Source organism: Aestuariivita boseongensis, assembly GCF_001262635.1.
Taxonomy (GTDB): Bacteria; Pseudomonadota; Alphaproteobacteria; order Rhodobacterales; family Rhodobacteraceae; genus Aestuariivita; species Aestuariivita boseongensis.
The window spans coordinates 42994-69233 of sequence record NZ_JXYH01000012.1 but is presented as its reverse complement, the minus strand read 5'-3'; the positions used below and the strand labels follow the sequence as shown (position 1 = coordinate 69233).

The 26240-nt window shown below is 61.7% G+C and carries 24 protein-coding genes; 15 read left to right on the top strand and 9 right to left on the bottom strand.

Going from position 1 to position 26240, the window contains the following annotated elements:
• Positions 1-59: 59 nt before the first annotated feature.
• From TR61_RS07035 to puuE, 4 genes are read right to left on the bottom strand one after another with little or no spacing between them, the layout of a single operon-like run.
• A complete protein-coding gene (locus TR61_RS07035; protein WP_245626834.1) occupies positions 60-1436 on the bottom strand; it encodes an MmgE/PrpD family protein in 1377 nt (458 codons plus the stop codon).
• Positions 1437-1454: 18 nt separating this feature from the next.
• Positions 1455-1943, bottom strand: coding sequence for an ureidoglycolate lyase (locus tag TR61_RS07030; protein WP_157440841.1), 489 nt, complete (start codon positions 1941-1943; stop codon positions 1455-1457).
• Complete coding sequence (locus tag TR61_RS07025) at positions 1940-2749, bottom strand: bifunctional allantoicase/(S)-ureidoglycine aminohydrolase (RefSeq protein WP_050929215.1); 810 nt, start codon at positions 2747-2749, stop codon at positions 1940-1942. The genes TR61_RS07030 and TR61_RS07025 overlap by 4 nt, the downstream gene beginning before the upstream one ends.
• The gene (gene puuE / locus TR61_RS07020) at positions 2746-4158 is read right to left on the bottom strand and encodes an allantoinase PuuE (protein ID WP_050929214.1); all 1413 of its coding nucleotides are present in this window, start codon (positions 4156-4158) and stop codon (positions 2746-2748) included. Before puuE ends, TR61_RS07025 begins: the two co-directional genes overlap by 4 nt.
• A 155-nt stretch (positions 4159-4313) precedes the next feature.
• Here puuE and uraH point away from each other — a divergent pair, with 155 nt between their 5' ends.
• From uraH to TR61_RS06995, 5 genes are all read left to right on the top strand, one after another.
• On the top strand, positions 4314-4673 hold the full coding sequence (gene uraH / locus TR61_RS07015) for a hydroxyisourate hydrolase (RefSeq protein WP_050929213.1): 360 nt from the start codon (positions 4314-4316) through the stop codon (positions 4671-4673).
• A gap of 93 nt (positions 4674-4766) precedes the next feature.
• Entirely contained in the window at positions 4767-5756 is a 990-nt protein-coding gene (gene deoC / locus TR61_RS07010; RefSeq protein WP_050929212.1) for a deoxyribose-phosphate aldolase, read from the top strand.
• A gap of 42 nt (positions 5757-5798) precedes the next feature.
• On the top strand, positions 5799-8138 hold the full coding sequence (locus tag TR61_RS07005; protein ID WP_050929211.1) for an aldehyde dehydrogenase family protein: 2340 nt from the start codon (positions 5799-5801) through the stop codon (positions 8136-8138).
• 68 nt (positions 8139-8206) lie between these two features.
• Positions 8207-9319, top strand: coding sequence for an S-(hydroxymethyl)glutathione dehydrogenase/class III alcohol dehydrogenase (locus TR61_RS07000; protein WP_050929210.1), 1113 nt, complete (start codon positions 8207-8209; stop codon positions 9317-9319).
• 83 nt (positions 9320-9402) lie between these two features.
• Complete coding sequence (locus tag TR61_RS06995; protein ID WP_050929209.1) at positions 9403-10113, top strand: NYN domain-containing protein; 711 nt, start codon at positions 9403-9405, stop codon at positions 10111-10113.
• On the opposite strand, the gene TR61_RS06990 is transcribed toward TR61_RS06995, so the two are convergent.
• The gene (locus tag TR61_RS06990; protein WP_050929208.1) at positions 10110-10727 is read right to left on the bottom strand and encodes a TetR/AcrR family transcriptional regulator; all 618 of its coding nucleotides are present in this window, start codon (positions 10725-10727) and stop codon (positions 10110-10112) included. The two genes, TR61_RS06995 and TR61_RS06990, sit on opposite strands and share 4 nt — an antisense overlap.
• Positions 10728-10885: 158 nt before the next feature.
• On the opposite strand from TR61_RS06990, the gene TR61_RS06985 reads away from it, so the two are divergent.
• From TR61_RS06985 to zapE, 7 genes are all read left to right on the top strand, one after another.
• Entirely contained in the window at positions 10886-11821 is a 936-nt protein-coding gene (locus TR61_RS06985) for an AEC family transporter (protein WP_050929207.1), read from the top strand.
• A gap of 60 nt (positions 11822-11881) precedes the next feature.
• A complete protein-coding gene (gene fghA / locus TR61_RS06980; protein WP_050929206.1) occupies positions 11882-12712 on the top strand; it encodes an S-formylglutathione hydrolase in 831 nt (276 codons plus the stop codon).
• A complete protein-coding gene (locus tag TR61_RS06975) occupies positions 12705-13235 on the top strand; it encodes a GNAT family N-acetyltransferase (RefSeq protein WP_050929205.1) in 531 nt (176 codons plus the stop codon). The genes fghA and TR61_RS06975 overlap by 8 nt, the downstream gene beginning before the upstream one ends.
• 7 nt (positions 13236-13242) lie before the next feature.
• A complete protein-coding gene (locus TR61_RS06970; RefSeq protein WP_050929204.1) occupies positions 13243-13698 on the top strand; it encodes a YaiI/YqxD family protein in 456 nt (151 codons plus the stop codon).
• A gap of 3 nt (positions 13699-13701) precedes the next feature.
• Positions 13702-14322, top strand: a complete 621-nt coding sequence (locus TR61_RS06965) for an HAD family hydrolase (RefSeq protein WP_050929203.1) — start codon at positions 13702-13704, stop codon at positions 14320-14322.
• Entirely contained in the window at positions 14319-15236 is a 918-nt protein-coding gene (locus TR61_RS06960) for an ornithine cyclodeaminase family protein (RefSeq protein ID WP_050929202.1), read from the top strand. Before TR61_RS06965 ends, TR61_RS06960 begins: the two co-directional genes overlap by 4 nt.
• A 67-nt stretch (positions 15237-15303) precedes the next feature.
• Entirely contained in the window at positions 15304-16362 is a 1059-nt protein-coding gene (zapE, locus tag TR61_RS06955; protein ID WP_050929201.1) for a cell division protein ZapE, read from the top strand.
• A 35-nt stretch (positions 16363-16397) separates the two neighbouring features.
• Here zapE and TR61_RS06950 read toward each other — a convergent pair whose 3' ends face one another.
• From TR61_RS06950 to TR61_RS06935, 4 genes are all read right to left on the bottom strand, one after another.
• The gene (locus TR61_RS06950; RefSeq protein ID WP_050929200.1) at positions 16398-17672 is read right to left on the bottom strand and encodes a bifunctional folylpolyglutamate synthase/dihydrofolate synthase; all 1275 of its coding nucleotides are present in this window, start codon (positions 17670-17672) and stop codon (positions 16398-16400) included.
• Positions 17669-18598: an acetyl-CoA carboxylase, carboxyltransferase subunit beta gene (accD, locus tag TR61_RS06945; RefSeq protein ID WP_050929199.1), complete on the bottom strand. Its 930-nt coding sequence runs from the start codon at positions 18596-18598 to the stop codon at positions 17669-17671. The genes TR61_RS06950 and accD overlap by 4 nt, the downstream gene beginning before the upstream one ends.
• A 61-nt stretch (positions 18599-18659) precedes the next feature.
• Positions 18660-19556 carry a CPBP family intramembrane glutamic endopeptidase gene (locus tag TR61_RS06940; protein ID WP_050929198.1) on the bottom strand — a complete coding sequence of 299 codons (897 nt, stop codon included), beginning with the start codon at positions 19554-19556 and terminating at the stop codon, positions 18660-18662.
• 1 nt (position 19557) lies between these two features.
• Positions 19558-22662 (bottom strand): ABC transporter transmembrane domain-containing protein, encoded by a 3105-nt coding sequence (locus TR61_RS06935; RefSeq protein ID WP_050929197.1) that lies wholly within the window; start codon positions 22660-22662, stop codon positions 19558-19560.
• A gap of 370 nt (positions 22663-23032) precedes the next feature.
• On the opposite strand from TR61_RS06935, the gene ilvD reads away from it, so the two are divergent.
• From ilvD to TR61_RS06920, 3 genes are all read left to right on the top strand, one after another.
• Positions 23033-24796, top strand: a complete 1764-nt coding sequence (gene ilvD / locus TR61_RS06930; protein ID WP_050929196.1) for a dihydroxy-acid dehydratase — start codon at positions 23033-23035, stop codon at positions 24794-24796.
• A complete protein-coding gene (locus tag TR61_RS06925; RefSeq protein WP_157440840.1) occupies positions 24777-25364 on the top strand; it encodes a hypothetical protein in 588 nt (195 codons plus the stop codon). The genes ilvD and TR61_RS06925 overlap by 20 nt, the downstream gene beginning before the upstream one ends.
• 101 nt (positions 25365-25465) lie before the next feature.
• On the top strand, positions 25466-26239 hold the full coding sequence (locus TR61_RS06920; RefSeq protein WP_050929232.1) for a DUF6478 family protein: 774 nt from the start codon (positions 25466-25468) through the stop codon (positions 26237-26239).
• Position 26240: the final 1 nt, after the last annotated feature.

Sequence of the window (26240 nt, the reverse complement as noted above, 5' to 3'; positions counted from 1 at the left end):
CAAGGGCAGAGGCGGCAGGGCAGTTCAGATTTCCGCCGTTGGCCGTTTGGCAGGCAGTCTTACAACGGATCCTGCAACAGCTGGCCCAGCGCCCGGAAGGATGCATCAGGCCGCGTCAGGTAAAGGCAGGCATCGCGGATGGCGGAGGCGCGGCTTTCCCCGACGGCCGGAGCTGCGAAGGCCGTGAATTTCTTGGTAATCTCGGACGCGTCAAAGGGCCGTTCGGTCCCGCCGCGCGCGTGGGTCAGGCCCGAACGCAGGACACGCCCGTCGCGCAGAACCAGATCGACATCCGCCGTCCGGTGCCGGGGGAAAAGCGCCTCATGGTCTTCACTCACCACCAGTTCCGTGGCGGCGACCAGCCGGGCGATGTTTTCATCGCGCAGCCCGTCTCCTGAAATCTGGTCAAGTCCGATATGCCCATGCACCAGCATGGCCGAGACCGCAAAGGCCAGCGAATATTGCGCCTTGGACGTCGTGTCGGGCATATCCGGGTACAAAGCGATGGAATTGGCAAAGCTGCGGATGATCACCTTTTCGATCTGCGTGTGGGTGACATCATGGGTCAGCATCAATTCGCGCGCGGCGTCGATGGGCGCATGGGCCCAGCGGCAGATGGGATAGGGTTTGATGTATTGGTCCTGCGTCTGCCAGACCTGCCCCAGATCGGCCCAATAGACAGCGGCCCCTGCCCCTTCGACGGTGATGGCGGGCGCGCCGGTGAAACCGCTTTCGGCCATGATGGCCGCGCTCATCCCGGCAAGGGCGCCCCAGCCAGATCCATCATGCAACATGGTGGGGCTGGCGATTTCGCGCATCATCTGGCTGCGCGGACCGTGGTATTCCGCAATCCCTAGCGCTTCGCGCAGCACTTCAGGGGACTGTCCGCGCAGCCGGGCGGCCATGGCGACCACGCCCAGCGCGTTCCATGCGCCCGAGGTGTGATAATCACTGACCGTGTTATGCAGCGCCATCCCGGCGCGGCCTGCCACCTCATAGCCCACAACAAGGGCCGCCAGCGCCTGCCGGCCGGGCAAATCGGGCAGGTGCTGGGCCAGCACGGCAAGCGTGGGCACTGTGACAACACCAACATGGCCCTTGACCGGATTGAACCCGTCATGGCCATCCAGATTGTCGGTCTGGGTCGCTGCGGCGAAAACTGCACCGGCAAGGCTGACGGTGCGGCCATCAAACAGCATCTGCGCCGCGTATGCCGGATCGCCGGCCCCGAAAAGCCGCGTGGCAGCGTCGCGTGCCAGCACACCCGCCTCCATCGGGGAGGAAGCGATGCAGATGCCCAGCGTGTCCAGAAGGAGCAGCGCCGCGCGTTCAAGCACCGGCGCGGGGATATCATCGGCGGCAAGGTTCAGCGCGAAATCAGATAGCCGGGCCAGGGTTGTCCCCTGCCCGTCCATGACGTCGGTCATATGGTTCATCTGTGCCCCTTCCCGTGGTCAGCCCGGCAGGATGCGCCAGGGCGGATCCAGGCGATGTTCTTCCAGATTGGCGGTGTCTCCGATCCGGTCGATCACGGCGAAAAGCCCCGGCGCGGCAAGAGGCGTCAGGACCCCGTGCCATGTGCCACGGTGAAGGTTAATCCCCTGACCGGGGGCCGTCAGGAAAGCCAGCGGCCTGGAATGGGCGGTTTCCGACACGATGACCAGAAAAGGGTTCTGGGTCATCGGAAGAAAGGCCTGGCTGCCTTCGGGGTGCCGTTCCAGCAGATCAAGCGTATAGGGAAATTGCCGGGGTTCCGCGTGAAAGAGGCTGATACCCGCCCGGCCGCCCGGCCCAAAATCCAGCTGGGCGCGGTCATGGTAGCGGCCGCATTTGCCCGCATTGATGATCTTGTCAGGCTCGCCCGAGGCGTCCAGCACGTCCCCGAACGGAGCGAAAGCGTCAGCCGTCAAAGGCTGGCAGAGGATATCGCGATCGGTGCTCACAGCTTGGGATGCCGGTTGACGTCTTTGTAAAGCAGATAGCGGAACGGCTCGTTCCCGGTCGCGATGCAGGCCTGCGGGCAGAAGGCACGCAGCCACATGAAATCGCCCGGACCCACTTTGACCCAATCGGTGTTCAGCAGGTATTCGGCCGTGCCCTGCAACACATAAAGCCCGTGTTCCATCACATGGGTTTCGGCAAAGGGGATGCGCCCGCCGGGCTGGAAGGTCACGATGTTCACATGGCAATCGTGGCGCAGGTCATCGGGATCGACAAAGCGGGTCGTGGCCCAGACGCCGTTGCAATCGGGCATGGCTTTGGGGGCGTGGTCGCGATCATGGGTGACGAAGGCATCCGGAGCGCTGAGCCCCGGTGCGCCTTCCCAGCGTTTACGGATCCAGTGGAATTGCAACACGTCGTCCGAACGGTTCCAGATCGACCAATCCGCCCCCGGCGGGATATAGGCATAGCTGCCCGGTTCCAGCGCATGTGCCTGTCCGTCGATTGTCAGATCGCCGTGACCCCTGGCCACGAAAAGGATCGCCTGCGCCCCGGCATCCGGTTCGGGTGTATCGCTGCCGCCGCCCGGGGCCAGATCGACCGCGTATTGCGCGAAGGTTTCCGCAAAACCGCTGAGCGGGCGCGCCAGGATCCAGGCGCGCATGCCGATCCAGCCGGGAAACAGGCTGGTGACGATATCGCGCTGTGTGTCGGCGGGCAGTACCGCATAGGCCGTGGTGAAGACGGCGGTGCCAACGGGGCTAACCTCTTGCCCCGGAAGGCCGCCGGGGGGAAAGGCATAGCTCATAACATGTCCTCCAACCGCAGACGGGCGATGCGTTCGACCTGGCGGCAGGCTTCAGCAAATTCCGTTTCGTTTTCATTGTCCACACGGCTCAGAAAGGCCGCGAGGATGCCTGGCTTGTCGTGATCGCGCACCGCGATGATGAAGGGAAAGCCGTGCTTTTCGACATAGGCCGTGTTCAGCGCGGTGAATTGCGCGCGTTCCTCATCGGTCAGCGCATCCAGCCCGGCACTGGCTTGTTCGGCGGTGCTTTCGGCGGTCAGGCGCTTGGCGGCGGCCAGTTTTCCGGCAAGATCCGGATGGGCGCAGAGCACGCTCAGACGCTCCTCCCGCGAAGCGCTGCGGAAGACGCGCGCCAGCGCGTTATGCAGGCCCGCCGCCGTGTCATGGGCCGGTCCCAGCTCCAGATCGAAAGCGCGTTCGGCAATCCAGGACGAATGTTCGAACACACCGCCAAACGCGTCAATGAAGGCCTGTTTTTCCATCAGATGGGGTCGCGGGCGGGATCGCGGCGGATGGGTTCTGGCCCAATGTTCGGCAATGTCGATGCGGCGCGGGCACCAGACGCCGTCAAAGCCCTGAATATAGTCGATGAAGCGCCGCAACGCCTGTACGCGGCCCGGCCGCCCGATGAGACGGCAATGCAGACCCACGGACATCATCCTGGCCGCACCCGCTTCGCCTTCCGCATAAAGCGCGTCGAAGCTGTCCTTGAGATAGGAAAAGAACTGATCGCCCGAGTTGAACCCCTGCGGCGTGGCAAACCGCATGTCATTGGCATCGAGCGTATAGGGAATGATCAGCTGATCGCGCCCGTCGGCATTCAGCCAATAGGGCAGGTCATCATCATAGGTGTCGGAGATATAGGCAAACTGCCCGGTTTCCGCCGCCAGCCGTACCGTGTTCATCGAACAACGCCCGGTATACCAGCCTTGCGGCGGGGTGCCCACGACTTCGGTATGCAGGCGGATGGCCTCGGCGATCTGGGCGCGCTCCTCGTCCTCGGGCATGTCCTTGTGTTCGACCCATTTCAGGCCGTGGCTGGCAACCTCCCACCCGGCGGTTGTCATCGCTTCGACCTGTTCGGGGCTGCGCGCAAGCGCGGTGGCCACGCCATAGACCGTGACGGGAATGCCCGCTCCGGTGAACAGCCGGTGCAGGCGCCAGAACCCGGCGCGCGCGCCGTATTCATAGATCGATTCCATGTTCCAGTGGCGCTGACCGGGCCAGGGGGCGGCGCCCACGATCTCGCTCAGGAAGGCCTCAGAAGCGGGGTCGCCATGGAGGATGTTGTTCTCACCCCCCTCTTCGTAATTCAGCACGAATTGCACGGAGATCTTCGCACCGCCCGGCCATTTGGGGTCGGGTGGCGTCGCGCCATAACCGATCATGTCCCTTGGATAACGTGCCATCTGGGCCTTTCTTTGCCGTGTCTTTTTCAGCTTATTCCGATTGAACCCGGCGTGCTTTCAAAAAAATCATGAAAGAGCTTTCCGCCAAGCCCCTTTCCAGCCCAGCCAAAACTAGGCTACGCCAAAGGGCAAGCATCAAGATCAGGACAGGCGCAATGAGCAACGGATATCTGACCACCCATGTTCTGGACACCGCGCGGGGCGTGCCTGCGGCGGGCCTGGCGATCCGGCTATACGCGATCGACGGGCAGGCGCGGCGGCTTCTGGCCGAGATGGTGACGAATGACGATGGCCGCACCGACAGCCCGATCCTGCCCAAAGGGGAATTCGCGACCGGCACTTATGAGCTGGAATTCGAGGCCGGCGCGTACCTTACCGCCAGCGGCACCCGGGCAGAGGATCCGCGCTTTCTGGATGTGGTTCCCATCCGGTTCGGAATCTCGGACGCGGACGCGCATTATCACGTGCCACTGCTGTTGTCGCCCTTCGGATATTCGACCTATCGCGGCAGCTGAATTCGGTCTGCTGCCGCCCGGTCAACATCCGGATTTCTTGCCAAAGCCAGGCGCAGATGCGATCTTGTGCCCTTAACAAGTCACGAGCCTGCCATGCAGAAATCTGCCCTGACCCAGCCCACGCAACTGCCCCAGATCACCCATGCCCGCAATCCCGGCATGGCGCTGGATATGCAATGGGTGCGGGCGGTGCAGGCGAACACCTCGGCCATCGAACGGCGCGCGGCGACGCTGCCGGGGCGGCGGTCGGTGAAGAAAGACTATCAGGCGGCGTGGCTTTTGAAGGCTGTGACCTGCATCGACCTGACGACGCTGTCGGGTGACGACACGGAAGACCGGGTGCGACGGCTATGCGCCAAGGCACGCCAGCCCGTGCGGGCGGATATACTGGATGCGCTTGGCATGGACGGCCTGCATGTGGGGGCGGTCTGCGTCTATCACGACATGGTCGAAACCGCTGTTGAGGCGCTGCGGGGAACGGGCATTCCGGTGGCCGCCGTATCGACCGGGTTTCCGGCGGGCCTGTCGCCCTTCAAACTGCGCGTGGCGGAGATTGACGAAAGCGTGAAGGCGGGGGCCGAGGAGATCGACATCGTCATCTCGCGCCGGCACGTTCTGGGCGGAAACTGGCAGGCGCTTTATGACGAGATGCGGGCCTTCCGCGACGCCTGCGGTGAGGCACATGTCAAAGCGATCCTGGCAACCGGAGAACTGGGCACGCTGCGCAATGTGGCGCGCGCATCGCTTGTCTGCATGATGGCGGGGGCGGATTTCATCAAGACCTCGACGGGGAAGGAAAGCGTGAATGCCACGCTTCCGGTCAGCCTGGTGATGATCCGGGCGATCCGCGACTACTACCAGCGTACCGGGTATCGCGTGGGGTACAAACCCGCGGGCGGGATTTCCAAGGCAAAGGACGCGCTGGTCTATCTGTCGCTGATGAAGGACGAGTTGGGCCATCGCTGGCTGCAGCCGGATCTGTTCCGCTTTGGCGCGTCTTCACTGCTGGGTGATATCGAACGGCAGTTGGAGCACCATGTCACGGGCCGCTATTCGGCGAGTTACCGGCATGCGATGGGCTAGGTGGCCGATGCCGGTTTGCCGTATTTGGAAAGAGAAGAAGAAATGACCGTCAAAGAGATCTTCGAGACGATGGAGTATGGACCCGCCCCCGAAAGCGCGGCCGAAGCGCTGGCCTGGCTGGTCGACCAGGGCGATCGGTTTGGTCATTTCATTGACGGTGAATTCACCAAACCGGCGAACGGGTTTGAAAGCCGCAACCCCGCAACGGGCGAGGTTCTGGCGACCCTGTCTCAGGCCACCATGGGCGATGTGGACGCCGCCGTGTCCGCCGCTCGGGCCGCGCAAGACAAATGGCAGAAACTGGGTGGCGCGGGCCGTGCGCGGTATCTTTATGCCCTTGCGCGGCTTTTGCAGAAACACGCGCGGCTGTTTGCCGTGCTTGAGACGCTGGACAATGGCAAACCCATCCGGGAAGCGCGCGACATCGACGTGCCGCTGGCGCAGCGGCATTTCTATTATCACGCGGGGATGGCGCAGCTGATGGACAGCGAATTGCCCGACCGCGAGGCGTTGGGCGTGTGCGGGCAGATCATCCCGTGGAACTTCCCTCTGCTGATGTTGGCCTGGAAAATCGCGCCTGCGCTTGCGATGGGCAACACGGTGGTTCTGAAACCTGCGGAATACACGTCGCTGACCGCGCTTCTGTTTGCCGATATCTGCCGTCAGGCTGGTCTGCCCAAGGGCGTGGTGAACATCGTCACGGGCGACGGCGCGGTGGGCGAGATGATCGTGGCCCATGGCGGCATCGACAAGATTGCCTTCACCGGCTCGACCGACGTGGGCCGCAAGATCCGTCAGGCCACCACGGGGTCAGGCAAGGCGCTGACTTTGGAGCTGGGCGGCAAATCCCCGTATATCGTCTTTGACGACGCCGATCTGGACAGCGCCGTCGAGGGGCTGGTCGATGCGATATGGTTCAATCAGGGCCAGGTGTGCTGCGCCGGATCGCGCCTGTTGGTGCAGGAAGGCGTGGCCGAGGCGTTCTATGCCAAGCTGAAGGCGCGGATGGACGGGCTGCGCGTGGGCGATCCGCTGGACAAATGCATCGATGTGGGCGCTGTGGTCGACCCGGTTCAGTTGGCCACGATCACGCAGTTGGTCGACAGCAATACCGCCGGAGAGGTCTATCGCGCCGATACCGCCCTGCCTGCCAATGGCTGCTTCTATCTACCGACGCTGATCACGGGGCTGTCCACGTCCGACCCTCTGATGCAGGAAGAGATCTTTGGGCCCGTTCTGGTCTCGACCACGTTCCGCACGCCGTCCGAGGCTGTCGATCTGGCCAATAACACCCGCTATGGGCTGGCCGCGACGGTCTGGACCGAGAATGTGAACCTTGCGCTGGATATCGCACCGAAGCTGGTGGCGGGGGTTGTCTGGGTGAATGCCACGAACCTGTTCGATGCCGCAGCCGGATTTGGCGGGGTGCGCGAAAGCGGCTTTGGCCGCGAAGGCGGTTGGGAGGGGCTGGCGGCCTATACGAGGCCAAAGGGCAAGATCAAACCGCTGGCGCGCGTCACTGCGTTTGAAGGGTCGGATGGCCCGGCGGATGGGATCGACCGCACGCCCAAGCTGTATATCGGTGGCAAACAGGCACGGCCCGATGGCGGGTATTCGCAGAATATCTTCGACAAGAAGGGCAGGCTTCTGGGGCAGGCGCCCATCGCCAACCGCAAGGATATCCGCAACGCGGTGGAGGCCGCGCATGCTGCCAGTGGCTGGGCCAGGACGACCGGCCATTTGCGCGCGCAGATCCTGTATTACATCGGCGAAAACCTTTCGGCCCGCGCCAATGAGTTTGCCCATCGCATCGACTCCCTGACCGGCAAACGCGGCGGGATGGAAGAGGTTGAGGCCGCGATCGACCGACTGTTCACCTATGCGGCCTGGGCTGACAAATACGACGGGCGGGTGCATGGCGTGCCAATCCGCGGTGTGGCCTTGGCTATGAATGAGCCGGTCGGCATTATCGGGGCCTTTTGTGCCGATGAGGCACCGCTGCTTGGGCTGGTGTCGGTCATGGCGCCCGCCATCGCGATGGGCAACCGCACCGTTCTGGTGGCAAGCGAGCCCTTCCCGCTGGCGGCCACGGATTTCTATCAGATCCTTGAAACCTCGGACGTACCTGCAGGGGTGGTGAACATCCTGACAGGGTCGCATGAGGAGCTGGCTCCACATCTGGCGGGACATATGAATGTGGATGCTGTGTGGAGTTTTTCGTCCTCCGACATCTCTGCGGTGATCGAGAAAGAGGCCGCCCATAACCTGAAACGGACCTGGGTGAACAACGGACACGCACGCGACTGGATGCAAGCCGATGCGCAGGCGTTTTTGCGCGCCGCAAGCGAGGTCAAGAACATCTGGGTGCCTTACGGCGAATAACCAACCCTTGATTTGCCAGGCCCTTTCCCGCACGGTCGGGCGCAATACCTATAAGGGAGGGACAGATCATGCGAACGCGCGCAGCCGTTGCGACAGCAGCCGGAAAACCATTGGAGATCATGGATGTGAACCTGGATGGCCCCCGTGCCGGAGAGGTTCTGGTCGAGATCAAGGCGACCGGCATTTGTCACACCGATGAATTCACGCTGTCCGGTGCGGATCCCGAAGGGCTGTTTCCCGCCATTCTGGGCCATGAAGGCGCGGGCGTGGTGGTTGAGGTCGGCGAAGGCGTCACCTCGCTGAAGCCCGGCGATCACGTGATCCCGCTTTACACGCCGGAATGCCGGGAATGCGAATACTGCCTGCATCCCAAGACGAACCTCTGCCAGGCGATCCGTGAAACCCAAGGCCAGGGTCTGATGCCGGATGGCACGTCCCGCTTCACAACTCTGGATGGCGATCCGATCCTGCATTACATGGGCTGTTCGACGTTTTCGAACCACACGGTCCTGCCGGAAATCGCGCTGGCCAAGATCCGCGAAGACGCGCCGTTCGACAAGGTTTGTTATATCGGCTGCGGTGTGACGACAGGTATTGGCGCGGTCATCAACACGGCCAAGGTCGAAATTGGCAGCCGCGCCATTGTCTTTGGCCTAGGTGGCATCGGGCTGAACGTGATCCAGGGTTTGCGGCTGGCGGGTGCCGATCAGATCGTGGGCGTCGATATCAACCCCGACAAGGTGCCCATGGCGCAGAAGTTCGGTATGACCGATTTCGTGAACCCGACCGAGGTGGAAGGCGATCTGGTGCCCTATCTGGTGAACCTGACCAAGGGCGGCGCTGATTACACCTTTGACGCAACGGGTAATGTGCAGGTCATGCGCGCCGCGCTGGAATCGGCGCATAAGGGTTGGGGGGAGTCGATCATCATCGGCGTGGCGCCCGCCGGGGCCGAGATTTCCACCCGGCCTTTCCAACTGGTCACCGGGCGCAGCTGGCGCGGCACGGCCTTTGGCGGCGCGCGCGGGCGGACCGATGTGCCTCAAATCGTCGATTGGTACATGGACGGCAAGATCGAGATCGACCCGATGATCACACACACCATGGGCCTGGAGGACATCAACAAGGGCTTTGACCTGATGCACGCAGGCAAATCGATCCGGTCTGTGGTGATCTATTGATAAGACAACGGAAACTTTGAACGTTTCCGGCCCGCTTTCTTTGAAAGAAAGCGGGCTTTTCTTCACAACGGGGGAGCTATCCCATGCCAGACCGCGACCGGCCGCTTTATGCCGTTCTGATCGACGCAGACAACATCCCGGCGAAATATGCAGGCGCGATCCTGAAAGAGATCACAAGCTTCGGAGAGCCCGCCCTGCGACGCGTCTATGGTGACTGGTCGTCGGATCGGCTGAATAGCTGGTCCAAGGTTGTGCGCGATCTTGGGCTTGTGGCACATCAGGAAACCGCAAACACCCGTGGTAAGAACGCCAGCGATATCGGTTTGGTCATCGACGCGATGGACATTCTGCACACCGGGCGATTCGACGGGTTTGTGCTGGTCAGTTCTGACAGCGATTTCACCGCGCTTGCCAATCGTATTCGCGAACAGGGCATGGATGTCATAGGGATCGGCGAAGCAAAAGCGCCGGAGTCCCTTCGGAATGTTTGCAACAGGTTCGTCTTGATCGAGAATATCATCGACGAACCTGCGCCAGCCAAAGGGGGCAAAGCCTCCTCCGGTAAGAAACCCGTTACAGATGCGATTCCGCTGATCCTCAAAGCGATGGACAAGATCCCGCAGGATGGCGACTGGTACCCGCTTGGCCCGCTTGGCCAGTACATTGTGGCCGACAATCCGGATTTCGACACACGGACTTACGGCAAACCAAAACTCAGCGATCTTGTGAAAGACATCAAACGCTTCGAGACGCGGAAATCCGGAAACCAGCTGGAAGTGCGCCGGGTCGATTAAGCGCCGTAGCGCGCCATGAACGTTGTCACCGCGCCCGAGATGACGCGGTCGATCTCTTCCTGGGTGAAGGACGGGTCGATATTGAACACCCAGCGCGGAAACAGGTCTGCCTTGCACAGCTCGGCGAATTGATCGGCGGCCAGGTCCAGATCGTCGATCTTCAGCTCTCCGCGCGCAACGGCATCGGCGAAGTATTCCTTCATCCGCGTGCGCACCATCATCGGTCCGCTTTCATAGAACTGCCGGCCCAGATCGGGGAAACGGTCTGCCTCGGCCACGCAGATGCGAAAGACGCGCTGACCGAAATCCGACAGCATGAAGCCCAGCATGTGCCGCGCTGCATTGGCCAGCACCCGTTCCGGGGCGGCCATCGTGTCGATCTCCTTGATCGATTCCTCGCCCTGGCGGATGCATTCCAGACGGGCCACTTCCATGAACAAAAGGCGCTTGTCAGGGAAATAGCTGTAAAGCGTGGCTTTCGACACGCCGGCCGCGCGGGCGATGTCATCGACGCTGGCCCCTTCAAACCCATCGGCCAGAAAGACCTTGCGCGCGCCTTCCAGCACCTGGTCGAATTTCCGACCTTTGCGGACTGTTTCTGCTGCCTGCGCCATTGCCTCTCCGTATGCCCTGGGACTTCATATATATAAACCGAACGGTTTAGTCGCAATGACTTGCGTAGCGTGACCCGGTTTCGACGGGTATGGCACAAAGCCCTTTCGGGCCCCTTCACCGTCTTGCGCAGCCCGGCCCAAGACCGTAACGGTCTGCCATGGTCGAGATTTTTCTTCGCACTGTTCCGTTCTTTGCAATCATCGGCCTTGGATATTGGGCCGGGCGGACACGCTTTTTTTCCGAAGAGGCGACGGCGTATCTTACGAAATTCGTCTTCTACTTTGCACTATCGGCCATGCTGTTCCGCTTTGCCGCGAACCTGTCGCTGGACGAGGTGTTCAACGGCCGTCTGATCGCCGGGTACCTGTGGGGAACGGCCTTTGTGTACGGGATCGCGACCGTCGTGGCCTTTCTGCGCAAGCTGGATGTCTCTCACACCGCGATCGAGGCGCAATGCGCCGTCATCGGAAATGTGGGTTTCCTGGGTATCCCCATGCTGGCGGTGATCTTCGGCGAGGCGGCCATCGGTCCCGTGATGCTGGTTCTGGCGGTGGATCTGATCGTGTTCTCATCCCTGATCGTCATTCTGATCACCGGATCGCGCGACGGCAGAATGAGTCTTGGGATCCTGAAGACAGTTGGTCTTGGCCTGGTCAAAAACCCGATGATCGTAGCGATTTCGCTGGGTCTGCTGTGGTCGGCCTTCGACATCCCAATCCCAGGCCCGATGAACGAGTTCCTGGCCATTCTGGGCGCCGCCGCAACGCCCGGTGCACTTTTCGCCATCGGGGCCTCGCTTGCGTCCAAATCGGCGGAACGGGTGCAGATCGCCCTGTGGCTGAGCCTGTGCAAACTAGTGATCCACCCGATCTTTGTGGCGATTGGCGTGTTTTACCTATTCCCGATCGACCCGTTTTCGGCTGCGGTCGTGGTTTCTGCCGCCGCCCTGCCGGTGGCGGGAAATGTCTATATCCTGGCACAGCATTACAACGTCGCGCCCCATCGTGCGTCGGCGGCGATCTTTATCTCGACCGTCTTGTCCATCGTGACGGTATCGGTCGCCATTGCACTGGTCAGTGGTCCCTTGGGCTGACCCGTTGCGGTTTCTGCCCGCGCTGGTATTCCTGTCGCGATCAACAGCGGAGAGAACGTCATGGAAACCCAATCCGAAAACAAAGCCTTTGGCGGCGTGCAGGGCGTCTATACCCACGCGTCTTCTTCCTGTCTGTGCGATATGACCTTCGGCCTGTTCCTGCCGGAAGAGGCCCGCGACGGGCCGGTTCCGGTCCTGTGGTACCTGTCGGGCCTGACCTGCACCCATGAGAACGCGATGGTGAAGGCCGGCGCGCAGGGATGGGCGGCGGAACATGGCATTGCCGTGGTGTTCCCCGATACCTCCCCCCGCGGGGAAGAGGTTGCGGATGACGACGCCTATGACCTGGGCCAGGGCGCGGGGTTCTATGTGAATGCCAGTCAGAAGCCCTGGGCACCGCATTTCAACATGTGGGATTACGTGGCTGCGGAACTGCCTGCCCTGATCTCGGACCATTTCGCCGTGGATATGGAGCGTCAGGCGATCACCGGCCATTCGATGGGCGGGCATGGCGCATTGACCCTGGCGATGGGCCTGCCGGGGCGGTTCCGCTCGGTCTCGGCCTTTGCGCCGATCTGCAACCCCACGGCCAGCGATTGGGGCCGCAAGCAGCTGGGCGCATACCTTGGGCCGGATGAAAGCAAATGGTCGCGCCATGATGCGACGCTGCTGATGCGCGAGGTGGGCTTTGACGGGCCGATCCTGACCGATACCGGGACGAACGATCAGTTTTTCGATCTGCTGAACACCCATGCCTTCACCGAGGCCTTCGCCGCCCGCAAGCAACAGGCACAGATGCGGCTGCAGCCGGGCTATGACCACAGCTATTTCTTCGTCTCGACCTTCATGGAAGACCATATCGCGTTCCATGCAGACGCGCTTTATGCCTGAGACAACCCATCTGCGCCCGGCAAGCCTGAGCGATGCCCGGGCGATTGGCGATCTTCATGTTGCGGTCTGGCGGGAAACCTATGCCGGGATCGCGCCAAAGGCTTTGCAGGACGTCATTGAAACCCGACGAGGGCCGGCGCACTGGCAAGACACGCTTGCAAAAATTGTAGCCGAGGCTGATCCCCGCGCTGGCGTTTTGGTCGCTGACACCGATGCGCAAGGGATTGTCGGGTTTACCCAATACGGCCCCTCTTCCGACCCTGCGCTGGGCAGCGGGGGAGAGGTCAAACATCTTTTTGTAGTACGCGCGTTCCGGTCGCAAGGTCTTGGCGCGCGGCTGCTGCACGCGGCGTTCGACAAACTGCGCGCGGCAGGCTTCGCTCAGGCACACCTTGCCGTAGTCATCCAGAATCAACGCGCCATCGACTTTTATCTCAGGGAAGGCGCGCGCAAGGGGGCCCGGTTCCGCGATGCGGGCCCTCTCTGGCGGTCGGAGAACATCGCTTTGGCTTGGAGACTGTGACAGACCTATGACGAGCCTTTACATTGATGCCGATGCCTGCCCCGTCAAGGCCGAAGCCGAACGTGTCGCCACCCGGCACGAGATCAAGATGTTCGTTGTCTCAAACGGCGGGTTGCGCCCTTCGCAGAACCCGTTCGTCGATCATGTGATCGTTGCAGAAGGCCCGGACGAGGCCGACAAATGGATCGCCGAACACTGTGGACCCGGCGACGTGGTGGTGACAGGTGATATCCCATTGGCCGCGAAATGCATCGAAGCAGGGGCCCGCGTTCTGCGCCATAATGGGGAGGCGTTCACGCAGGCCAATATCGGTCAGCAGCTTGCCATGCGCGATCTGATGGCCGATTTACGTGCGGCCAACCCGCTGGGTGCGGGCGGCGGCGGGCGCGGGTTTACAAAGGCGGACCGCTCTCGTTTTCTGGATGCGCTGGAGCGGGAGTTGCGCGCCGCGAAGAAAGGGTAAGCAATGAGGCCAGAAGCCGTCATTTTCGACATTGGAAACGTGCTGATCGAATGGCAGCCCGAACGGTTCTATGACGCCGTGATTGGTGAAGATCGTCGTCGCGCTATGTTTGCCGAGGTTGATCTGCATGGCATGAATGACAAGGTCGATACCGGGCAACATTTCACCGAAACGATTTATGCCACCGCCGAGGCCTACCCCGCATGGCGCGAAGAAATCCGCATGTGGCATGATCGCTGGATCGAACTGGCCACGCCGGTGATTGATCATTCCGTGCGCCTAATGGGCGCGCTGCAGGCCAGGGGCGTGCCAGTCTTCAGCCTGACGAATTTCGGCATCCAGAGCTATGACTATGCCGCCGGGTTCTATCCCTTTCTGCGGCAGTTCGACCGTGACTATATCTCGGGCCATATGGGTGTGATCAAGCCGGATGTCCGGATTTATGAGATGGTGGAGGCCGACTGCGGCGTGGCGCCTGAACGGCTGATCTTTACCGATGACCGGCCCGACAATATCGCGGCAGCCAATGCGCGCGGCTGGCAAACCCATCTGTTTCAGGGCCCGCAAGGCTGGGCGGACAAATTGGTAGACGTTGGTTTGCTGAGCGCGGAGGAAGCGGCATGACGATCCCCTCGATTTCGTTCGCGGAAGGCGAAGCGCTGATGGACTGGACCGACCTGACCAAAGCGTTTGAGGCAGGGCACGCCCTGCCCAAAGCGGAAGTGGGCGACACCTTCCTCTATCGTGGTGACGATACGGTTCTGTCGCGCGCGGCATGGATCGACGGGATGGGGATGGCCGTGAAAACCGCCACCATCTTTCCCGGCAACCCGGCGCAGAACCTGCCCATCGTGAACGGCGGCGTGTGTCTTTATTCGGACGGCGACGGCACCCTGGAAGCGCTGATCGACTTCCACCTGATCACCAAGTGGAAGACAGCGGGCGACAGCCTTCTGGGTGCGCTTCGGCTGGCGCCAGAAGGAGCGTCGAAGATCCTGATCGTCGGTGCCGGTACGGTGGGCGCATCGCTGATCGAGGCCTTCACCGCAGGCTTCCCCGGCGCGCAGATCACCTTGTGGAACAGAACAGCCGCCTCGGCAGAGGCTCTGGCTGCCCAGTATCCCGGAACCCTGGTTGCCGCGGATCTGGAACAGGCCGTGGGTGCGGCCGATATCATCCTGACGGCCACCATGTCGTCAGAGCCGCTGATCAGGGGCGACTGGCTGCGGCCCGGTCAGCACCTGAACCTGATCGGCGCCTACCGCCCCGACATGCGCGAGACCGATGACACCGCCATGACGCGGGCCAGGATCTATGTCGACAGTTTCGACACGACCATCGGCCATATCGGAGAGATCGAAAAACCGCTGCAGGCCGGTGTGATCACTCGTGACGATATCCGTGCCGATTTCTATGCGCTGTCCGATTTCCGGCGCGGCGGGCCGGATGAGATCACCGTCTTTAAGAACGGCGGCGGGGCGCATCTGGATCTGATGACCTCGCGCTATGTACTGGATCGCTGGCGCGCGGCGCAATAGGCAGCGGAACCGTATGAACCCACTGGCGGATCTTTTCAATTCCGCGCCGCGCAGCTAGGGCTGAGGCATGGCATCTGTCACCGATCTTTACGCCCGGCGCATCGCAGAGGGCAGTTTGCAGCCGGACCCGGCGCAGGAAGCCGTGCTGCCGGAATTTGCCCGCATCCAGACGGCGCTTGCCCAACCGGTGAAACGCGGGTTTTTCCGTAAAGCGCCCGAGCCGCCCAAGGGGCTGTACCTGTGGGGCGGCGTCGGGCGCGGCAAGTCGATGCTGATGGATCTGTTTGTCGACAGTCTGGACGGCGTGCCCGCGCGGCGCGTCCATTTCCACGCGTTCATGCAGGAAATCCACGCCGCCATGCACGAGGCCCGCAAGCGCGGCGTCGATGACGCCATTGCGCCTGTCGCCGCCGATGTCGCAAAGTCGGTGCGCCTTCTGGCCTTTGACGAAATGCAGATCACCGACATCACCGATGCAATGATCGTCGGGCGCCTGTTCGAGGCGCTGTTTGCTGCCGGTGTGACCGTGGTGACCACCTCGAACCGGGTGCCGGATGATCTGTACAAGGACGGGCTGAACCGTCAGATCTTTTTGCCGTTCATCGACCTGATCAAAGACAGGATGGTGGTCCGCGAACTGATCAGCCCAACGGATTACCGCCAGAACCGGCTGGAAGGCAGCCCGGTCTATTTCACCCCCATCGGGCCAGACGCCCGCAAGGCCATTGCAGACGTATGGAAAGACCTGACCGGAGGCCCCGCCAGCGAACTGGTCTTGCCTGTCAAAGGGCGCGCGGTGGTTTTGCCCGCATTCCGAAATGGCGTGGCAAGGGCGACGTTTTACGACCTGTGCGGCAAGCCCTTGGGGCCAGGGGATTACCTGGCGATTGCCGAGGCGGTGAAGGTTCTGGTTCTGGAAGATATCCCGCGTCTGTCGCGCAGCAATTTCAACGAGGCCAAGCGTTTTGTCACCCTGATCGACGCGCTTTACGAGGCCAAGGTGCGGTTGATCTGTTCCGCCGCGGCCGAACCCGAGATGCTGTATGTCGAAGGCGAAGGCACGTTCGAATTCGAGCGCACTGCCAGCCGCCTGCGCGAAATGCAGGCCGAAGACTGGGGGCGATGACGCCCAAGACTTTTGCAAAAGTCTTGGGCCCGGCGTCACCCGTTTTCGCGCAAGACTGACCCGGCCAGGTAGAGCGACCCGCAAATCAGGATCCGCGCATGTGAATCCTCTGATGCGATGGCACGCACCGCGTCCAGAACCGTGTCCGCAACAGCGGTTTTCATCCCCAGATCCGCCGCGATCTGCGCGGTTTTCTCGCCGGGGATGGTGTTTGCCTCTCCGGGGATGGAAACGCCGGTCAGGCTGTCCGACAGCTGGGCCAGCGGGGACAGGTACCCGGTGATATCCTTGGTGTTGAGCATCCCCACCACCAGATGGGTCGGTCGTTTCGGCAGGCTCTGCAGCAGATCGGCCAGCGCCTGACCCGCCGCCGGGTTGTGGCCGCCATCCAGCCACAGCTCGGCCTCCCGTGCCGCATCGATCAGCGGGCCGGTTTTCAGCCGCTGCATCCGCGCGGGCCATTCCGCCTTGGTTACCGCCGCCTCATAGGCCGCCTCACCCGCTTGCATCCAGCGAAGCGCGGCAAGCGCCGTGCCTGCGTTCTGGATCTGATGTGCCCCGCGCAGGTTGGGAAGGGGCAAATCCAGCAACCCGGTTTCATCATGAAAGATCAGGCGGCCTCGTTCCTCGGACACATGCCAGTGCTGACCATGGGCCAGAACAGGCGCGCCCAGCGCTGCGGCACGCGCCTCGATAACCTCAAGCCCCTCATCGGCCTGGGGACCCACAACGCAGGGCACGCCGCGCTTGATGATCCCCGCCTTTTCGCCCGCGATCTTGGCGAGCGTGTCGCCCAGAAAGGCCTCGTGATCCATCGACACGGGCGTGATCGCGGTCAGCAAGGGTCGGTCGATCACATTGGTTGCATCCAGACGCCCGCCAAGACCCACTTCCAGAAGAGTGTAATCCGCAGGGATCCGCGAAAAGGCCAAAATCGCCGCGACGGTCGTGATTTCGAAATAGGTGATCGGTTCCCCGCCATTGGCGTCATAGCACTCGTCCAGCACGGCCGTGAGATCGGGTTCCGAAATCAACTGGCCCGCAAGGCGGATGCGCTCGTGAAACCGCGCCAGATGGGGCGAAGTATAGACGTGACACGTCTTTCCCGCACCCTCCAGCCCTGCACGGATCATGGCAAGCGTCGATCCCTTGCCATTCGTGCCCGCCACGTGGATGACCGGCGGCAGTTTCTCCTGCGGGTTGTCCAGAGCCTCAAGCAGGCGCCAGACCCGATCCAGCGTCAGGTCGATGATCTTGGGATGCAGCGCCATCATCCGTGCAAGGATGGCGTCGGATGTGGGCGCGGTCATTCCTTGGCCGGAGTCTCTGGTTCGGCGGGTGCGGGTTCGGCCATGTCGGGTTTGGGCAGATCGCCCTTCACCGCGGGCGGCATGCCCAGCAGCATTCGGGTAATGGTGATCAGTTCGTCCCGCAGTTCGGTGCGGGGCGTCACACGATCCAGCATTCCGTGATCCAGAAGATATTCGGCGCGCTGGAACCCTTCGGGCAGCTTTTCGCGGATGGTCTGTTCAATCACGCGGGGGCCGGCAAAGCAGATCAGTGCGTTGGGTTCGGCAATCTGCACATCGCCCAGCATCGCATAGGACGCCGTCACCCCACCCGTCGTCGGATGGGTCAGCACGACGATGTAGGGCAGATCGGCTTCTTTCAGCATCTGCACGGCCACTGTCGTGCGCGGCATCTGCATCAGGCTGAGGATGCCTTCCTGCATCCGCGCGCCGCCTGCCGCCGAAAACAGGATCAGCGGGCGTTTCAGGCGCACCGCCTCTTCCGCGGCGGCGATGATGGCGTTGCCCACATACATGCCCATGGACCCGCCCATGAACGAGAAATCCTGAGCCGCCGCCACAATCGGCGTGCGCCCGATTTCCCCTGTGGCGACCAGCATCGCCTCGGGCTCTCCGGTCATTTTCTGGGCGGCCTTCATCCGGTCGGGATATTTCTTCTGATCTCGGAACGAGAGCGGGTCAGAGACGGGTTCAGGAACGGTCACCTGCGAAAAGACACCCCCGTCAAACAGCGCCAGGAACCGTTCGCGCGGCGTGATGCCCATGTGATGGCCGCAATTCGTGCAGACATTCAGGTTTTCGGACAGTTCGCGGTGAAACAGCATGGTGCCGCAGTCATCGCATTTCTGCCAAAGGTTTTCCGGAGTCTCACGGCGCGAAAAGATCGAGTTGATCCGTGGCCGGACATAATTGGTGATCCAGTTCATAGCCCACACCTTTCGCGCATTGCCTTGGGCGTGAAATAAGCCCCTTGAAAGTGAAATGCAATCAACGGCGAATGACCAGCCGGGCCGTCAGCCACATCAGGATCATCATGCCGAAATCGATCGGCAACCATGTTTGCAAGGCACCGGGATCCGACAATTCAATGTCGATCGTGTAAAGCGACAGGCCGCTCAGCTGATCGGGAAGCGACACCAGAATGATGGCCGACAGGTTGTTGGCGAAATGCACGGCAATCGCAGGGCCCAGGTTTCCGGCGCGGGCCGTCAGATCCGCCATCAGAACGCCGAACAGCCCGGCCCAGGCGGCCACGAAGATCGCGTTATTGCCCGCTTCGGCCGGCAGATAGTGCCCAAAGGCGAACAGCGCCGACGGCACCGCGACCCACACCAAGGGGGAGGAAAAGCGCGCCGCCAGTTGCTGCTGCAGATATCCGCGAAAGACGATCTCTTCGGCACTGGTCTGGATCAGCAACACGAGCAGAGAGAACGGCAACAACAAAAGCCAGCTGAAAAACGGCAGGTTGGGTGTCAGTTGGGCCCCAATGTCGTAGGGCGGCAGAAGAAACACAACCACGCCCAGCACGACCAGCCCTCGGAAGACGCGCAGGAAATCCCGCATGACCGCCCTGGGCGGGCCCAGAATGCTGAAAAGCGACCGGTCATGCAGCAGCCGGGCCGCAACAGCAGTGCCCAGCGTCAGAAAAACAAATCCACCCAGCAGAAACAGCAGCGACAGCGGGGTCTGCCCCATGGTTGGGTCGCCGATCTCCTGACCTTGGGGCTGCAGGATAAACCACATCACGAAGCTGGCCAGAGCACTCAGCAGCATCGCGGTGGCAAAGATCACGCCACATCCGGCAAAGACGCGCCACAGTTCGGAACGTGCGCGGGCAGGGCCCACCAGGATCTCGTGTGGGATATAGGCGCGGCGCAGGTTCATGTCAGTTCTCCTGCTTCCCGCGCCCGGTCTGTTCCAGCGCTTTCGACCCGTCATCCGGAATATCCAGCTTGGCATGGCGCAGCAGCTCGGCCGCACCAGTCAGGTGGCTGGCCACGGTTTTCAGCATGCTGCGCGCCACGGCCGGATCGTTGTCAAGAACGGCGCGGAATTCCTCGGCACCGATCCGCAGCCACTTGGTATCGGTCACGGATATCAGGCGCAGCTGGCGGGGCTCGTTCAGGATGATCGACAGATCCCCGATGACGCGGCCCGGATTGATGGACGCGATGGGCCGGGCGCCAAGATCGTTTTCCGGCCAATGCATTTCGGCATGGCCCTCGACGCAAAGATAGATCGCGTCGGCACGGTCGTTCTCGTGAAAGATGATGCGGCCTTTTTCGGCCTCGAACCACTGTGCCGAGAAGGCCAGAAGACGCTGGTTTCTTGCATCCAGCCCACCGAACATATCGGTCTGCGCAATCAGCCGCTGCTTGCGCCGCAGATCCGCGGCACCCGGCCCATCCGCCAGCTCCTTGTTGCCGCGTGATACGCCGTCGATCCTGCCATCCTTGATCTCGACATAAAGGTCGTAATTGTCGGGGCTGGCAAAGCTGTCTTCCATGAAAACCATGGTCGTTTCAGGCAGCAGATCGCGCAAGCGCACACGGGTTTCGGCGCGGCTTTTGCTGTCATGGCTGGCCAAGGCCTTGTCCAGAACCAGAATATCGGGCCGTTTGATCGACGCGCGGCTGAAGGCCGCCCGTTCCTGGATGACGGTGGGCAGGTTCGTCCCGCCAAGGCCGGATGGCAGATCATAAATGAGCTCGGCCACTGCGCGGCGCAGACCGTGTTCGTCGATCATCTTCGTGACGATCTCTTCGATCTGTTCTGCCCGAGACCCGGCCGTCATTGCGATGCGTCCGAACAGCAGATTTTCCAGCGCACTGAGGCGCGGAAGATACGCCGTCTCTTCGATCGGGACGAACAGGTCGCCTGCCAAGGCCCGGAGGTCTTCCGCCTTGGTTTTGCGGATTTCAAGAATACGATCCTTGAACTCTTCGGGGAAGCTGGGGCCGATCTGCTCGGCGGTCAGCAGGAAGGGCACTGTCAGCAAAAGCGCCTCTTCCTCATCGGACAGCGCGTCGTTCCCTTCCTTGTCCAGCTTCTGCACGATTTCGGACAGGCGGATATAGGTTTCTTCATCAATGCCCAGACGGCGGAACAGAGGATGGTCCGTGCCGTCCTGACCAAAGGTCTGCCGCAGGGTCTGCATGACGCCCAGCGCTATGTCGCGGGCATCCCGGGCCATGCCGATCTCGTGGATCATGTTGATAAAGTGCCGCTCCCCGGCCAGCGTTTCCTGAGAGATCGACATACGCGGCGACGCGTAAAGCAGGTTGCCGCCCAGGGGGACGGAGGGGTTGAAGCTGTCGGGATCGAACCGGCGGATCACGTCATCAAGCCCCGCATCGACAAGACGCTGATGCACCTCGTCGCGCAGTTCGACGATCTTCCGCGCAAGTTCGGGGTGTTTATCCGGGTCAAAACGCGACCGCAGCGACCGCGCGACCATGGCTTTATCCACGCCCATGGCCTGAACCAGCTGGAACCACCAGTTGCGGATATCCTCTTCGCTTTCCAGTCCGGCCAGATCGGGATCGACCCATTCCGCCGACACCAGATCGATGCTGTTACCTGAGCGTTTCGCCTCGACCAGGTTGCGCTTCTCGGTTAGCGGCTGGCTGTCGCCATGTGGCTTGACCCGCAACGGCATCAACAGATTGTCGCCCAGCGTACCGTCAAACAGATAGGGCCGCGAATGGGCATAGCCGATGCGGGAGGCCAGCACCCGCTGGTGCAGGCTGTTCAGCGGATGTCCTGCGATGGTGACGCTGCCACGCACGGGCATCACCTCGCGCGTCAGAAGATCGGCGAAGGCCGCGCGTTCGTTCGCGCTGGTGCTTTGAATGGCCACGCGGGCGCCGGCGGGAATGTCCAGCGTGATATCCTCAAGCACGGTGTTGCCGTCCTGATCGCGGATGGTGACATCCTTGATTTCGATCTTGCCGCGCAGGTGGGGGATCTCGTCCGGTTCGCCTTCGAAAAGCCGCTCATCGAGCATGCCGCGGGGCTGGAAGCGTTCGGTCACGATTTCCCAGCGCAGGGACATGTCCTGCACCTGGTTGTAGTACATCAGCAGTTCTTTCCACGGGCTGGCGATATCCTTGTAGGCCGCCAGTGCCGCGACTAGCGCGCCAACCGTGATTTCCCCTTGAATGGCGAGGTAACCACCCACGGAATAGAAGAAAAACGGTGTCAGCTGGGTGATGAAGTTATTGAGAAACTTCATGAAGAATTTCTTCTGGTAGATCTGGAAGCGGATATCAAACAGCCGCCCCAGACGCGCAGAATATTCCGCCAACCGATACCGCCAGCCGCCATTTACGCGCAGATCACCGATTCCGGCGGCGGTTTCTCCGATCTCGGACGCCAGGTGGCGCACCTGCACGATGCGCTTTTTGTTCAGCTGGTTGATCTGACGCTGAAGCATTGGGATCAGCCAGGCTTGCAATGGAATCAAGGCGATAGCAGCTAGGCCGAACCAGATGCTTTGCAAGAAGAGGAAGGTCAGGATGGTCAGCATCTGACCCGCCTGGAAGACCGGCTGCGCAACCGCGTCGCCCATCAGACCGCCCATTGGCTCGGCCTCGGACGTGACCATGGAGACCAGTTCGCCCTGGCTGGTCGAGCGGAAATAGGATTTCGGAAACCGCATCATCCGGCTGAGCAGCTGATACCGGAAGCGCCGCAGCAGCCGTTCAGCCAGCACGCCTTTCATCGTGTTGATGCGCATTTTCATCAGGCCGCTGACCAGAACAGCGCCCAAAAATGCGAAACACAGGATCAGCAGATATTCCACCTGCGTGACGGAAAACCCAAATAAATCAATGTTATCGCGTTCTGCGCCGATGGCATCGTTGATGATCATCTTGGGCAGTTCCAGCGAGGCATAAAGGAACGGGAAAGACAGAACCGTCACCAGCAACAAGACCAGTTGCTGCCGGGTGGAGTACTTCCAGATGAAAGAGAAAAGGGTGCGTTCCATGTTCTGCCCAAGACAGGCCGGCAGCCCATGCTGTCGGAATAAATGCCCGTAAATTGCGGTGTTAGGGCTAACTAAAGCGTTGTGAAGGCACATTGCAAGGAGCGGTTGTGCACACGAAACCTGACTTTGGCGCACATGGTTCGGGGCAATCCGCGCGGGTTGGGGCTGCAGTTTGCGCGCTTGGGCAGTCGGCCAGATGGGACCGATAGCCCCGAAATTGTCTATTTTGTACACTCTCAAACAGGGGTGTTGTGCGTTTTGCACCCCCTTGCCAGGGGCACTCGAGGCCAAAGCGTGAGCGTTCTGACTTGCGAGAGGATAGGCGCGTCGCTATTGCCTTCTTGCAGAACGTTTTCCCGGGGAGGTTTCCATGCTCAAGCGCAAATTCGACAAATCCAAGCTGCCCAGCCGTCACGTGACCGAAGGGCCCGAGCGCGCGCCGCATCGGTCGTATTACTATGCGATGGGCATGACGGAGGAGGAGATCCACCAGCCTCTGGTCGGGGTCGCCACCTGCTGGAACGAGGCCGCGCCGTGCAACATCGCGCTGAACCGTCAGGCGCAGGCGGTGAAGATGGGCGTGAAGGAAGCCAGCGGCACGCCGCGGGAATTCACCACCATCACCGTGACCGACGGGATCGCGATGGGCCATGAAGGCATGCGGTCGTCGCTGCCCTCGCGCGAGGCGATTGCGGATACGGTCGAGCTGACGATGCGCGGGCACTGCTATGACGCGATCGTGGGACTGGCGGGTTGCGACAAGTCGCTGCCGGGGATGATGATGGCGATGGTGCGGCTGAACGTGCCGTCGGTCTTCATCTATGGCGGGTCGATCCTGCCGGGCAAGGCGCCCAAGATCGGGGACATGCCCGAAGATTTCGCGAACCGCGACCTGACTGTTCAGGACATGTTCGAGGCGGTGGGCCGTCACCAGAACAACCAGCTGAGCGACAAGGCGCTGGATGTGCTGGAACGTGTGGCCTGCCCCAGCGCCGGGGCCTGCGGCGGTCAGTTCACCGCCAACACCATGGCCTGTGTGTCTGAGGCGATTGGCCTGGCGCTGATGAACTCGTCGGGCGCGCCTGCACCTTACGAAAGCCGTGACCAGTATGGCGAGGCGTCGGGCCGCGCGGTCATGAACCTGATCGAAAAAAACATTCGTGCCCGCGACGTGGTGACGCTGAAATCGCTGCAGAATGCCGCGCGCGTGGTGGCCTGCACCGGCGGGTCCACCAATGCCGGTCTCCACCTGCCTGCGATTGCGCATGAAGCGGGGATCGAGTTCTTCCTGGACGATGTCTGCGAGATCTTCCGCGACACGCCCTATTTCGTCGATCTGAAGCCGGGCGGTCAGTATGTGGCCAAGGACCTTTATGAGGCAGGCGGTGTGCCTGTCGTCATGAAAGAGCTGCGCAAAGCCGGTCTGATCCACGAGGATTGCATGACCGCATCCGGCAAGACCATGGGCGAGGAGCTTGACCTGATCGAGCGCGAAGCCGACGGCAAGGTGATCTATCCGATCGAGAACCCGATCACCAAGACTGGTGGCGTTGTGGGCCTGAAGGGCAACCTGGCACCGGAAGGGGCGATTGTGAAAGTGGCCGGTATTTCGGCAGAGGATCAGGTGTTTACCGGCCCCGCCAACGTGTTCGAATGCGAGCAGGACGCCTTCGAGGCGGTCCAGAAACGCGAATACAAGGAAGGCGATGTCATCGTTATCCGCAACGAAGGCCCCTCGGGCGGGCCGGGCATGCGCGAGATGCTGGCAACCACGGCGGCGCTGTCCGGTCAGGGCATGGGCAAGAAGGTGGCGCTGATCACCGATGGCCGGTTCTCGGGCGCGACGCGGGGTTTCTGCGTGGGCCATGTTGGACCGGAAGCGGCCAAGGGCGGGCCCATCGGGCTGCTGAAGGATGGCGACATGATCACGATCAACGCGGTCACTGGTGAACTGTCGGTGGATCTGTCGGACGAGGAACTGGCCGAGCGCCGCGCCAATTGGAGCGGCCCGCGCGAGACCGTCTATGCCTCGGGCGCGATCTGGAAATATGCACAGCTGGTGGGCGACACCTATAAGGGTGCCGTGACCCATCCCGGCGGCAAGGCCGAGAAGCATGAGTATATGGACCTGTAAGGTTCGGGCTGTCGCGGCCTGCGCCATGATCGCGCTGGCCGGGTGTGACGAGATCCCCCTGCCCCAGTCAAACGGGGCGGGCGGGGCCAAAGCCGTGACCCGCGCCAGCCTGGCACAAGGTGAGGTGCAACTGGCCGCGCCAGAGGGATATTGCATCGACCCGCGCAGCATGCGCGACCGGTTCGCTCTGCTTGGGCGGTGCGATACGCTGGGTGTTCAGGGCTTTTTCAACGACAAGGATCTGGCGATCATCACGGCCTCGACCACGTCAGTGGCGGAGGGGACGGCTGATCCGGATGCGGCCGCGCTGGCCGCGGTTCCCGGCGCGGAACTGGTGAACACGCTTGAGGGGGACGGGCTTGCCTTTGTGCGCCTGCGCGGCGGGCCCGCACGGCTTGACGCGGTGAGTGACACGTTCTGGCGCACGGCGTTCGTGGTCAATGACCAGCTGGTCAACCTGTCGCTTTACGCTCCGCCCGGCAGTCCGGCATTGGAACGGGAAGGCGCGCGTCTGTTGGAGCGTGCGGTGGCGGCAACGCGCCGCGCAACGGCACAGCCCGAAGGTTGAGTGTGGCGCGAAAGCAAAATCGCGCGTGGAATTCTGGATTTAGCCTATCGAAAACAATCTGATGGATTGTTCTTGAATCGGAAACGATGGAAACTGCGCATATGGCATTTCAGTTCGGCACAGTGATGGATCGCTTTATCCACAACGGCGCAATCCGGTGGTGGCGGCAGGCGGCGCGGCAGGCGCGGAAGGCCGATCTGTCGACATTGCGGAAATACCGCCAACGGGCACGGCAGCTGAGGACCCATCTGAACGAGGTGATCTATGCCAGCGAAGAGCGGCTGGCGCTGCCTCTGATCGGGTCAAACGCTTTTCCCAAGCCTTTTGGCACCGACTGGGCGTGGCGGCCCGAACTGTGGCGCGGCCCTCTGCCGGTGCCGGGAATGTCCTCGGTCGAGACGAAGTCCATGCTGGGCAAGGAGGCGACGCTGTTTCACGATTGCGCGCGCTCCGAGCTGACCCTGCGCCAGGTTCGCAATTTAAGAGAGGCGGATCTGGCACCCTATGGCGTGCGCATGGATGTGTTCAGGTTCGACGGGTCGTTCCTGTCGCTGGTGATCGACATGCCGAAGGAATCGATTGCCGGGCTGAAAAAGGATCACGTCATTCGCGTCGATACGATCGTCGAGGTGGAAAAGCCGATCGAGATTTTCGCGCGGCTGAATATCAAGCACGGGCCGAACACCGAACAATTCGTGCGGGAGCTGCCTTTGCACGAGGAAAACGTGATGGTGGAATTCGATCTGGCCTATTCCAATCTGAACGAAAAGCGGATCGAGAAAGCGTGGCTGGATATCATTTTCGAAGGCCCTGAAATGAACCAGGTGACGCTGCGCGATCTGACATTCTCGCGCCGGTTGCGCGCGGCGATCTGAG

What these genes read in the sequence shown, in the direction of transcription:
- TR61_RS07000 (WP_050929210.1), top strand. Translation starts at nt 8,207, where the DNA reads ATGCGAACGCGCGCAGCCGTTGCGACAGCAGCCGGAAAACCATTGGAG.
- TR61_RS06985 (WP_050929207.1), top strand. Translation starts at nt 10,886, where the DNA reads ATGGTCGAGATTTTTCTTCGCACTGTTCCGTTCTTTGCAATCATCGGC.
- fghA (WP_050929206.1), top strand. Translation starts at nt 11,882, where the DNA reads ATGGAAACCCAATCCGAAAACAAAGCCTTTGGCGGCGTGCAGGGCGTC.
- TR61_RS06920 (WP_050929232.1), top strand. Translation starts at nt 25,466, where the DNA reads ATGGCATTTCAGTTCGGCACAGTGATGGATCGCTTTATCCACAACGGC.
- TR61_RS06960 (WP_050929202.1), top strand. Translation starts at nt 14,319, where the DNA reads ATGACGATCCCCTCGATTTCGTTCGCGGAAGGCGAAGCGCTGATGGAC.
- zapE (WP_050929201.1), top strand. Translation starts at nt 15,304, where the DNA reads ATGGCATCTGTCACCGATCTTTACGCCCGGCGCATCGCAGAGGGCAGT.
- TR61_RS06935 (WP_050929197.1), bottom strand. Translation starts at nt 22,662, where the DNA reads ATGGAACGCACCCTTTTCTCTTTCATCTGGAAGTACTCCACCCGGCAG.
- uraH (WP_050929213.1), top strand. Translation starts at nt 4,314, where the DNA reads ATGAGCAACGGATATCTGACCACCCATGTTCTGGACACCGCGCGGGGC.
- TR61_RS06970 (WP_050929204.1), top strand. Translation starts at nt 13,243, where the DNA reads ATGACGAGCCTTTACATTGATGCCGATGCCTGCCCCGTCAAGGCCGAA.
- TR61_RS06940 (WP_050929198.1), bottom strand. Translation starts at nt 19,556, where the DNA reads ATGAACCTGCGCCGCGCCTATATCCCACACGAGATCCTGGTGGGCCCT.
- TR61_RS06965 (WP_050929203.1), top strand. Translation starts at nt 13,702, where the DNA reads ATGAGGCCAGAAGCCGTCATTTTCGACATTGGAAACGTGCTGATCGAA.
- TR61_RS07005 (WP_050929211.1), top strand. Translation starts at nt 5,799, where the DNA reads ATGACCGTCAAAGAGATCTTCGAGACGATGGAGTATGGACCCGCCCCC.
- deoC (WP_050929212.1), top strand. Translation starts at nt 4,767, where the DNA reads ATGCAGAAATCTGCCCTGACCCAGCCCACGCAACTGCCCCAGATCACC.
- TR61_RS06995 (WP_050929209.1), top strand. Translation starts at nt 9,403, where the DNA reads ATGCCAGACCGCGACCGGCCGCTTTATGCCGTTCTGATCGACGCAGAC.
- TR61_RS06990 (WP_050929208.1), bottom strand. Translation starts at nt 10,727, where the DNA reads ATGGCGCAGGCAGCAGAAACAGTCCGCAAAGGTCGGAAATTCGACCAG.
- TR61_RS06950 (WP_050929200.1), bottom strand. Translation starts at nt 17,672, where the DNA reads ATGACCGCGCCCACATCCGACGCCATCCTTGCACGGATGATGGCGCTG.
- TR61_RS06925 (WP_157440840.1), top strand. Translation starts at nt 24,777, where the DNA reads ATGAGTATATGGACCTGTAAGGTTCGGGCTGTCGCGGCCTGCGCCATG.
- TR61_RS07035 (WP_245626834.1), bottom strand. Translation starts at nt 1,436, where the DNA reads ATGAACCATATGACCGACGTCATGGACGGGCAGGGGACAACCCTGGCC.
- ilvD (WP_050929196.1), top strand. Translation starts at nt 23,033, where the DNA reads ATGCTCAAGCGCAAATTCGACAAATCCAAGCTGCCCAGCCGTCACGTG.
- TR61_RS07025 (WP_050929215.1), bottom strand. Translation starts at nt 2,749, where the DNA reads ATGAGCTATGCCTTTCCCCCCGGCGGCCTTCCGGGGCAAGAGGTTAGC.
- accD (WP_050929199.1), bottom strand. Translation starts at nt 18,598, where the DNA reads ATGAACTGGATCACCAATTATGTCCGGCCACGGATCAACTCGATCTTT.
- puuE (WP_050929214.1), bottom strand. Translation starts at nt 4,158, where the DNA reads ATGGCACGTTATCCAAGGGACATGATCGGTTATGGCGCGACGCCACCC.
- TR61_RS06975 (WP_050929205.1), top strand. Translation starts at nt 12,705, where the DNA reads ATGCCTGAGACAACCCATCTGCGCCCGGCAAGCCTGAGCGATGCCCGG.